General features: G+C 40.9%; 9 protein-coding genes and 1 pseudogene. 1 reads left to right on the plus strand and 9 read right to left on the minus strand.

Translation table 11 applies throughout. The annotated features are described in order from the left end of the window. Nucleotides 1-225: 225 nt before the first annotated feature. The 9 genes and pseudogenes from UF75_RS22305 to UF75_RS22345 form a co-directional block, all read right to left on the minus strand. The gene (locus tag UF75_RS22305) at nucleotides 226-1,467 is read right to left on the minus strand and encodes a hypothetical protein (protein WP_197079503.1); all 1,242 of its coding nucleotides are present in this window, start codon (nucleotides 1,465-1,467) and stop codon (nucleotides 226-228) included. Between the two features lie 307 nt (nucleotides 1,468-1,774). Beyond that, nucleotides 1,775-2,134, minus strand: a pseudogene (locus UF75_RS22310) (hypothetical protein); the annotation flags it as partial. A 144-nt stretch (nucleotides 2,135-2,278) separates the two neighbouring features. Further along, nucleotides 2,279-3,586, minus strand: coding sequence for a group II intron reverse transcriptase/maturase (ltrA, locus tag UF75_RS22315; RefSeq protein WP_045576741.1), 1,308 nt, complete (start codon nucleotides 3,584-3,586; stop codon nucleotides 2,279-2,281). Nucleotides 3,587-3,763: 177 nt separating this feature from the next. Then, entirely contained in the window at nucleotides 3,764-3,943 is a 180-nt protein-coding gene (locus tag UF75_RS22320) for a hypothetical protein (RefSeq protein ID WP_045576742.1), read from the minus strand. A 148-nt stretch (nucleotides 3,944-4,091) separates the two neighbouring features. Beyond that, the gene (locus UF75_RS22325; RefSeq protein WP_207642498.1) at nucleotides 4,092-4,961 is read right to left on the minus strand and encodes an IS4 family transposase; all 870 of its coding nucleotides are present in this window, start codon (nucleotides 4,959-4,961) and stop codon (nucleotides 4,092-4,094) included. A gap of 264 nt (nucleotides 4,962-5,225) precedes the next feature. Further along, complete coding sequence (locus UF75_RS22330; protein ID WP_156146562.1) at nucleotides 5,226-6,335, minus strand: ABC transporter permease; 1,110 nt, start codon at nucleotides 6,333-6,335, stop codon at nucleotides 5,226-5,228. Continuing rightward, a complete protein-coding gene (locus tag UF75_RS22335; RefSeq protein WP_045576743.1) occupies nucleotides 6,251-7,747 on the minus strand; it encodes a sugar ABC transporter ATP-binding protein in 1,497 nt (498 codons plus the stop codon). Before UF75_RS22335 ends, UF75_RS22330 begins: the two co-directional genes overlap by 85 nt. Nucleotides 7,748-7,822: 75 nt before the next feature. After that, on the minus strand, nucleotides 7,823-8,800 hold the full coding sequence (locus tag UF75_RS22340) for a sugar ABC transporter substrate-binding protein (RefSeq protein WP_045576744.1): 978 nt from the start codon (nucleotides 8,798-8,800) through the stop codon (nucleotides 7,823-7,825). A 77-nt stretch (nucleotides 8,801-8,877) separates the two neighbouring features. Next, a complete protein-coding gene (locus UF75_RS22345) occupies nucleotides 8,878-9,894 on the minus strand; it encodes a Gfo/Idh/MocA family oxidoreductase (RefSeq protein ID WP_045576748.1) in 1,017 nt (338 codons plus the stop codon). 515 nt (nucleotides 9,895-10,409) lie between these two features. On the opposite strand from UF75_RS22345, the gene UF75_RS29675 reads away from it, so the two are divergent. Continuing rightward, on the plus strand, nucleotides 10,410-10,616 hold a 207-nt coding region (locus UF75_RS29675), incomplete at its 3' end, for a hypothetical protein (protein ID WP_207642499.1).

A 10,616-nucleotide genomic window follows, 5' to 3' on the forward strand; every position in this document is an offset into this window, starting at 1 on the left:
CCCTTCGGAAATCGCCTTTTCTGTACATTCTTTAACAAGAGGTGCCTTACCTTTGATTACTGCTTCTTGCAAGTCATTTAGAATTGTCATATTAAAGACCTCCAATTTATTCGTTTTTTTATTTTGCTAACCTTTTACTTAAATCAGCAATTACCCTACCTTGCCAAGTGTGAGAATACCTTCTAACTACTATATTTAAAGGTTTATACCAATTTAAGTACAATATCACATGGAATCAATTTCTTCCCTAACAATTCTTACCCAATTTTTAAGATTATCCGGATTGTTACCAAGTGTGTGATTATCCTTCATAATAAGTTCAACGCAATTATCTTTAGTTATTCTGAGCGCTTCCTTAATTTCACTTCTTACAAACTCCTGGTCCATAACCGGTACTGCCAAATGTGATGGAGAAGGTTTCATTGAATAGATATAATCTTGCTTTAATTTCTCAGCCATAATTTGTTTATTTGCCCAAGTTGAAACAGATACTCTTCTTAAATTTGACACTGTTTTTAGCAGATCAATCCTACCGTCCATTGGCTCACAACAGCCATAGCAAGCCAAGCCAAACCGCTCCATATATTTTTTCTGATAAGGAAAGATGAATTCTCCAAACATGTCTGGGGAAACGCCGACTGTTACCTGACTTTCTGCAAGGCCCCACATATCTTTTGTTCTTACCCTTCCGTTGAAGGATTCCTGTGGAAGTGTGTCGATGAAACCAATCCCGCCAGAACCTACATAGGTATCATTGTTATTTAGGCACAACAAATTGTTTGCTTCCAGAAAATCCAGCCTCTCCATTGTACTCTTATACAAAAGTTCCATAACCTGATGGACAGCTTCCGGTTGATCATAAAAATCAAACATGAATTTTTCCATTCCTCTTAAAAAGACAAAATCGTCAGTAAGTCCATCAGACCAAAACCAAACGGTGTTTAATTTAACTTCAAGAATACCATCAAATATTTCATGTGCAATAGATAAGAGTCTTTCTGTTGTCTCATAATCCACATGCAATTCAGGCTTTGTTATATCTTTTATTTGAGAATAATCCTCTAAAACCGTTTCAATATGGTAGGCACCACCGTCTGTTACAGCTTTTTTTTCTGTTTGCTTCTTTTTAGTACCTGCTACTCCCCAAGGTATTTCCTGATATACATAGGGCAATTTAAAATGAGGCATAACCACAAAGTCGTCATTCATTTCGTTGCCCCAAAAAATTAATTTTCTCAAAAAATCTTCCCAATGCCTAGCTACACTATTTTTGCATTTAATCTTGTCATCAGTAATGATTTCATTCCAGCCGTTTTCTGGATCACACAAGACAATGGGCCTAGTTTTTCTAAGAATATTATGATCTAGCCATAATTTCTTTTTTTCAGTCATAATTGTTCTGGAAGCAATTTCAGCTACTTGTTTACCAAGCTCTTTCAGGACAGCTTTATCTTCTTTAGGGAACACTAAATTTGAGTAATCAGCGCGGTTGAAATTAACTCTAAAATTTAATTGATCAAACAGCAGGTTTCTCCCCTTTCAAACTAATTGTCACGATCATTTTATTTAATGCTATCGGTTACTAAGTAGCAGCAATTTATGATACTACTTCACTAGCATTGCATTAAAATAATCTACTCTTGTCAAGTGGAGATCAGGAAAAATTCCGATGTCCCTATATTAACCTTATTTGGTACATACATCCAATAGATCTTGCTTTCTCTGAGAAAGTTGACCACCACCTAAGAGGTAGTTCTTATCCACATTTTTACATTTATTTACTTTCGAATTTAGAACATCTCGTTGCTATAAAAAGGTCATCCATCTCTCCAGAAAGCACTTGATTCAACGTTTCTACGTAGATCCGTTCATAATCCTGGCGCTGTCGTCCCTTTGTTGGGGGGCCTTTCCTGTGAAGTTTATGCACAAAGGAGGTGAAGGGCTCGTATAAACATGTTATTAAAAGTCGTTGAATATCAAGCAAAGGACCTTTGTAGACTGATCTATACTTGACTAACATCATTAAACAATAGGTAATCAAGGCGATGAGCAATTGGTTTACAACGGCCGCTTTACTCTTACCAAACAGATGCTTAATCGTCAAATGTTGCTTGATCCACTTGAAGAAAAGCTGTCGGGTAAAGGACTGGCGCGGTATCGGATTCCAACCCGTTTCCAACCCCTCCCCATAAGAACTGCTCGTGAAGTTTTCCCTCAAGCAGCTCACCCCGTAAACTTCATCATAAGGTTTATGAGACCTATTGAATGGTGGACACTTTCATCGGAATGCCTCAACGTTTTTGAGAGGATGGACTTTCCAGTCCCAGTAAAGCCCCAACACGTTATAAAGGTATTCGTTACTCCATCTCTGCCATCCAATGCTACGCTTTTGTCTCCGTTTTCTTCTCGTCAGCAGGGTTCGGATTTTCATCTCCGTATAGTCACGCACTTCACTGAAGGCGTGGCTGGAATTCCCGACACGAAAGTAGTTCACCCATCCGGCTAATGTGGCATTCACTTGTTTCACTAGGTCTTTTGCCGTTGTTGCTCCTCCATTTTGAATCAGTTCGCGGATTCGCGCCTTAACCGTTATACGGGCTTTCTTTTTCGGTGTCATAAGAATGAAATAACCAGTTCTGCTTTTGTTCTGTACTCGCCTAAAATCAAACCCTAGAAAGGCGAACGATTCGCCCTTTAGAACGTTAACCATCCGAGTTTTCTCCAGATTAAGCTCAACTCCCAAGGGCTCCAGTTGTTCTTTCAGTCTCAGCAGTGCTCGTTCTGCCCATCCATGTTTGCTGGAGTGTCCGCTTACCGTGATCACCATATCATCGGCAAACCGATGATAGTTCACCGCCTCGTAACCGCCTTCCGTCGTTTTACGACGTATGGCATCAAACGTCCAGTCAACCTCATTCAGGTAAATGTTAGAAGCTAGTGGAGAAAACGGGCCACTTTGCGGAACGCCGATGTTTCCTGCCGCTTTGATTACCTGTTTTACTAGGTGCATGACTTGAGGATCTTGTACACGTTTTGCGATTTTCTCCAACAAGATGGTATGCCGTATCGTATCGAAGTAGCGGGATAGATCCACATCAATCACCGTGGTCATACGGCGCAGTACACTGCGACGCACTTCTGCGAGTGCTTGGTGTGGAGAACGCTTCGGCCTAAACCCATACGAGTTCGAGCAGAAATCGGCTTCAAAGATTGCTTCTAAAATGAGTTTCAGCGCTCCTTGAACGACACGATCTCGGATACTCGGAATTTGTAAGGTTCTCGTTTTTCCGTTAGCCTTCGGAATATCTACTTTACGATTGGCTTGTGGACTGTAGGTTCCTGCTATCAGGTCTGCTTTAATGTTTTCCAGAAACGGAAGGACACCCCCTTGTTCCACGTCAGCGAAGCTTTGTCCGTCAATGCCTGGGGCACCGCCGTTTTTCTTCGCGTGTTGATACGCTTCGTGAAGGATTGCCATCTTGGTGATGTGGACAAACAGTCCCCAAAACCGATGCGTAGGTTCAGCCTTCGCCTTAAGATAGATTCGACGCCTCAGTTCCTGCAAATTAATGGGTGTTTTTGTCATAGCACCCTTGCCTCCTTTGGTCTACAAAATGCTTACAGGTTCGGACCCTTCCCTCCTCGCGCGTTTTGCTGCACGCGGATCTTCAGTACTACGATCCGTTCCGCCACCCTGACACCTGCCTATCCCACTTCCCGATCACGGTTAGGTTATAGGGACGGCCTCCTCAGTGAGATTTCTTCACCGGATGTCGAGGGCTTCTCCAGTTTCCACATCATCTTTCCCTCCATGTCGCCGCTGATACCCCGCCGGTGAGCACTGCCGTTTCAGACTCTTTTCGGTCAGTCCTTGCTGCTTTCGCACGTTATCGACCGTCTCAGCCACCGGATTTGCGTGTAACGAGGCTACGTCTACGTTCACTATGTTACAACCTGGAGTTTTGCCACGCTCCTAATGAGCGTGTTGTCAGAGGGCTCCACCGTCTCGCTTTCGTTCCACGGTGCCTCTCAGCTACGGGAGGGAAGCCTTTTCTCCCGATCGGACTTTCACCGACTGAGATGTTGCGTCCTTAGCTGGACACGCCAATTTGCCATCTGTAGCGATAGATATCACCGATCTCTTCCGCCGTCATAGTAAAATCGTTGGTTAAAATCATGATGGCTTTTCCTTCGGTATCCTTCGTGATCACAAGCCGTAAGTCGTGCTCCATTCGATTTTTCCCTTTACCCAGACGTACGATGAGATCTTCTTCTATGACGCTCTCTTCGTCTATCTCAAGCTCTTGGAGAACTTCAACACAGGCGTTATTTTTTAATCGTGTAACGAAACGGATGCCCTCTCTACAATAATGATCAAACAGGTCATACTTCAAATATCCTCGATCAAACACATTTAAGGCATCGTCATCTTCAACAATCAGGAATTCAAGTTGGCTTTTGTCGTATTTACGAGCGACAGTAATAATGGCTTCATCAGGTATAGGATCGCCGCCATCAAATCGAATCCGTTGGTGGAGCTTCACGCCAGCTTTCGTCTCTCGAAAGTCTGCCCATAAGTATTGGGAAAGGCAAAGACTGATGGTTGAAGCATCGATTAAGTAAAGGCGGCCTAAGGATTGACGTAGAGACTTGAAACCCCGTTCGACTCCTAACGTTTGCACAATGCTTTTATGGATAAGGTCTGTAACATCGGTTGACATTTCTCTGAATCGACGAGAAATCTGAGAAGTGCTAATGGAATCTAAGTGAAGAGCGTTGGCAAACGCTTCTTTGTTTAAACTATTGCTGATTTCATCCAAACTTGTATATTCTTGCATTTCAGCATGGATCATCAGTTGGACGAGTTGAACGGTTTTTAACTTCTTAACATACTTATCGACGGACTCAACTTTTTGGCTAATTTTTCGCCAAAGATCCTGAGATAAAATGGGCTCTGACAATTGAAAAAATGTGGATTCCGTGGTATTCTTGTCCTGCATTTTTGTTTTTCCTTATACTTAGATTTGGACAAGAACTACTCCATCTCTAATTATAAGGCTTTTTTATATCAAAATACAGGATTTTAGGCATATTATCTTCATTTCTTGGCTTTTTACGCAATATATCGTGGCGATTCTTTTCTTGACAATCTAACGATAACTTAATGCAACGCTAGTGATACTACTTAGCTAAATCAATTCCTAATATCTCATTTTTCTTAATAGCTAAGCAGTTCTTCTTTTTTGAAGCTGGTCAATCAAAACTGCAAGAACGATAATTATACCTTTAATTACTTGTTGCCAGAACACATTACAATTCAACAAATCCATCCCGTTGTTGATAACACCGATTACAAGAGCACCGGAAATTGTACCAAATACGCTTCCTTTACCACCGGTTAGGCTCGTTCCTCCTACTACAGCTGCGGTAATCGCATCTAACTCATAACCAAGACCCAGAGATGGTTGACCAGAAGCAATCCTGGCAGTTAATGCTATTCCGGATACACTTGCAAGCACTCCTGCGAGTACATAAACCAATACTTTTACTCTTTTAACATTGATTCCGGAAATTACCGCTGCGTGTTCATTACCACCAATCGCATAGATATGTCTGCCGAAACGGGTTCTTGTCAGCATGAAGTGGAAAATGACTGCTACAACTAAAAGTATAATAATGGGGACAGGAATCCCAAAGATATCGCCCGCTCCAATAAATAGAAAATTACTACTAAAGTTGGTAATGGGTATGCCGTTTGTATACACCATCGCTGCACCTCTGGCAGCCGTGTACATTCCTAAGGTTACTATGAACGGAGCAAGGCCTAAATAGGAAATTAACGTTCCATTGATCAAACCTGCTACTATTCCAACAAGTAAGCCGATTGCTAATGCTCCCACCAACGGCATTTGATTAGGGTGAGCGTAGCTTGCAACTATCACAGAGGTAATCCCCACAAGTGATCCCGGTGATAGGTCGATTCCCATAGTAATCATGACTATAGTAGAACCAATAGCAATTATTGCAATAAATGAAGTCTGTCTGACTAAATTGATAATATTAACTTTTGTCAAGAAGTGCGGAGTAACAGTAGATAAGGCTACTACCATAACAAGTAACAGTAGCAAGATCCCTATTCTATCATATAAAATTCCAATTAATCCTAGAATCTTCTTAAAGCTCAGCCGATTATCCTCGGCTGCATTCTGAACATCCATACTAAATCCTCCCGTTAGGTCGTTTCGTTTGCCTATACCATCCCAGTAGCATATCTCATAACCGTAGTCTGGTCTGCCTCTGATCTGTCTAGAATTCCAGTCATACGTCCCTCGCACATGACTACAATCCTATCACTCATACCTAAAACTTCCGGCAACTCAGACGAAATCATAATAATGGTCTTGCCTTCTTTGGCCAACCCGGACATGAATCTATGAATTTCGGCTTTAGCCCCTACATCAATTCCCCTGGTTGGTTCATCGAGAATTATGATATCTGGATTAGTTAACAACCACTTAGAAATTAGAACTTTTTGCTGATTTCCACCACTTAAATGGACTATTTCTTGTCGCAAACTTGGTGTTTTTATATCAAACTGATCCTTCTTTATGTTGCACGCTTTGGCTATTTTTTTATAATCTATAAACAAACCATTCCTATATTCGCCGATACTTGCCATGATCATATTGTCCTGTACTGAAAGAGGCAGGAAGAGCCCAGATAATTTTCGATCTTCGGTAAGCAGTGCCATTTTGTTCTTAATAGCATCAGCGGGTGTTTTGATTGTTACTTTTTTTCCATTGATATATATCTCTCCAGCATCCAGTTTCCTAACGCCAAAGAGGGATTCTATAATCTCGGTTCTTCCTGCCCCCATTAAACCGGCAAATCCAAGTATCTCTCCTTTTCTCGCATCGAAGCTTATACCTTCAAACAAACCTTTAATAGTAAGATTTTTCACGGAAAGGACAGCTTCGCCGATTTCAGCTTCTTCTTTAGGAAACATGTGGGTAATTTCTCGTCCAACCATCATTTGAATTAATTTGTCTTGATTCATGTTGCTGGCCGGTTCACAGCCCACATACTTACCATCTCGCATGACAGTCATCTCATCAGCAATTCTAAAAACTTCATCCATTTTATGAGTTATGAAAATGAACGAAACTCCTTGTTTCTTAAGCGAATTTACAATGTTAAATAAAATATCACATTCCTTATCAGTAATAGCAGAAGTAGGCTCATCCATAATTATCAGTTTTGAATTATATGAAACTGCCTTGGCTATTTCAACCATCTGTGTTTTAGCAACTGTTAGGTCCAATAGTTTGTCGTTTGGATCTAGGCTATCGATACCTAATTTCTTAAGAAGTTGCTCGGTATCTTGAACCATTTTTTTTCTACTAATAAATAGTCCTTTTGTTAACGGTTCTCTACCAACATAAATGTTTTCGGCAACCGTCATGTTTGGGATTGGGTTAAGCTCTTGGAATATCATCGATATCCCTTTGTTTAAAGCATAATGAGTACTCGTAATGTGTAGTTCCTCACCATCAAATTTAATGGTACCTTGGTCCGATTTGTACACCCCGATTAAAATCTTCATCAGCGTAGACTTACCCGCACCATTTTCACCCATCAGTGCATGTACCGTACCTTTGCGCACTTTGAGTTGAACTTTATCTAGCGCTTGAACGCCAGAAAAAGCCTTACTTATATTTTCCATTTCTAAAATAATATCATTTTTCATATAACAACCCCATCTGCGATAGCAAGGAAACCAGACCGGTTTCCTTGCTATTTGGTTTTATATTGGTTCGATAAATCACTCTTTATTTAAAGTTGCAATGAGTTGATCTGCTTTGTCCGGGGTAATTTGTTCGAAAGGTATATCTTCATACTTAGGTAATTTTTGTCCTTGAAGAATCTTGACAGTAGCATCCATGGCTTCGAAACCCTGCTGATAACCATTTTGGAATACGGTTACAGCAAGTTGGCCAGACTTCAGCATTTTTAAGCCGTCCGAGGTAGCGTCGATACCGGCACCCAGTATCTTTGTGTTATTGGATTCTTTTAAAGCAAGTGCTGCGCCAATGGCCATTTCATCATTGTTAGCTACTATTGCGTCGATTTTCATACCTGATTGCAGCCAGTTTTCGACTATAGTCATTGCTTTATCTCTAACCCAGCTTCCATTTTGTTGAGAGACCACTTTCAGTCCAGGATATTTTGCAATGACATTCATATTTCCTTTTATTCTATCCGATGTAGCCTGATTACCAGGCTCACCCATGAGAATAGCAATATTGCCTTTTCCGTTCAGCTTGTCAGCGATGGGTTGCATTTCGAGCTCCCCTGCCTTTACATTATCTGACCCAACATAAGTTGCAAAAGTTTGGTTGGTCGGCAAAGATGAGTTGACTACAATTAAAGGTATCTTTGCGTCACTCAATGCTTGGGTAATAGGTTGCGTTGTGGTTACATCACACGGTTTCATAACTACTGCGTCTACACCTTGAGAAATGAGATTCTCTACATGTTTCAACTGGGTGGCAGGATCACTATTAGCGTCAAGAATAGTAACCTTTACGTTTGGGTGCTCTTTGGCATAAGCATTGACGCCTTTAATAACGGTCGCAGTGAAATCTTTGGATGTGTCTAAAGAAACTCCGATAGTATAGGTCTTGTTGCTTTGGGCAGTCCCCCCTGACTGAGTAGCACCCTGTTGCTGACCACATCCTGCTAAAAGGGTCAGTGCCATTCCCGTTACAAGTACTGTTGATAGAATTCTTTTGAACTTCATGTCTTGTCCTCCTCTTTGGTTTTTATATACTAGCATTCTACTCTTTAGAATGAGTATACACGTGGATATCAAATGACTTAATCCAAAAATACCAATTTGTTATGTTTAAATGAATCCGTGGCCGCATAAGCTATTTTTGTTGATCGTGTTCCGTCATATACAGTGACCGAAGGCTTTCTGTTCTCAACTACGCAATTTACAAATTCCTGGAGTTCATTTACGTAAGCGTCTTCAAACCTTTCCATGAACCCTGATGAGCATTCCAATACAGCACCATTTTGATTGAACACCGTAACTTGATTTTTTACCGGAATGGTACCGATCCTCAGTGCACCTTCCGTTCCTACTATTTCTGTTTCAATATGATAGCCGTGAGCGGATGTTCTGCCGGCATAAAACATGCCCATAGCATCGTTTTTAAATTGAACTAACGCCGCAGCGTTATCAGCATCGCTGAACTTGCCGAATTCCTTATAGCCAAAGCAGCCGCCAACTGCGTAGATGCTACGAACTTCTGATTCAAGATACCATCTGGCCAGGTCAAAATCGTGAATGGCCATGTCCAGGAATATACCGCCGCTGGTCGCGGCAAACTTTATAGCTCCCTGAATAGCACTGACCGGATCTAAACCATAACACCTAATAAGAAATGGTTTGCCAATTGCTCCTTCTTGGATCTTGCGCTTGGCATAGCTATAGGAGCTGTCGTACCTCCGCATAAACCCAAGCATAAAGACTTTGTCAGGGTGTCTCTCTACTGCCTTTTCGGCTAAGATACACTCCTCAATCGTTAGACCTAACGGCTTTTCACTGAATACATGAAAGCCTGCATCAAGAGCGGCCTCAATTTGCCTGCAGTGCTCTCCGGAAGGAGACGAAATAAATATGGCGTCAAGCTCTTTGTTAGTTAGCATTTCATCGAAATTTGTGTACCCATATTCGATGCCCCATGCACTTTGAACCTCGTCTACTTCACTTTTGACAATACTGCATACCGCACTAAGTTCAGCATTTGGAATTCTAAACTCAATATTTTCCGCATGTTGCCGTCCAAGCCGGCCAAGCCCCACAATACCCATCTTTATTTTGTCCATTAGAGCGTATGTCCACATCCTTCCGTAAGCCATGGTCATCAAAACTTTGGGTTAACCGCTTTCCCTTTTTTTAATTTTACAACAACTTAATCTTTTTGGCAATATTGAAAATAATAAAAACTTTTAATAATTATTTCACAAACACATTTTTATTCATTTATAAATTTGATTTGTTTCTATCTTTTAGTTTATCTACAATTTATGGCAATAAGACTTTAAAAATGTCGTAATAAAATTAAATTTTTAGCTTATTGGTATACGTTTTGCGTTTTGATACAAAACTTACTGTTATAGCTCCCCTATAACGACCATAGATTGATGGTTAACAATGTCCAGGAACTGACGGAAGGAATGGCCAAAGTGTAATTGTCGGTCAGTCTGTCTTTCCAACACTCCTTAAAGCGATTTAAACGGCTTTTTAAGCGTCGATGGTACAAGTGCTCGTGTTTTAGGGTCTGTTACCCTTTGCGGCAAGATGGTAGCGAAATGGCCAAAATAGCCCATCACCACTCTTTTTGCCCTTAAAAGCTCAAAATCATGGACCAAAAACCCGTCATAAATTTATTTACAACCGACATGAATGTACACTTGGCGCTTTATGTCGTCAAATTATGGACAATTTACACCGTCATTCTTTTGATTTAAATAGCGTATCAGTAACACTTACTCTTATCTTTCTTGATTTACCCAAAATAAAGCATATATATAGACTAAAATTTATT

Source organism: Desulfosporosinus sp. I2 (assembly GCF_000960765.1).
In the GTDB taxonomy this organism is placed as follows: Bacteria; Bacillota; Desulfitobacteriia; order Desulfitobacteriales; family Desulfitobacteriaceae; genus Desulfosporosinus.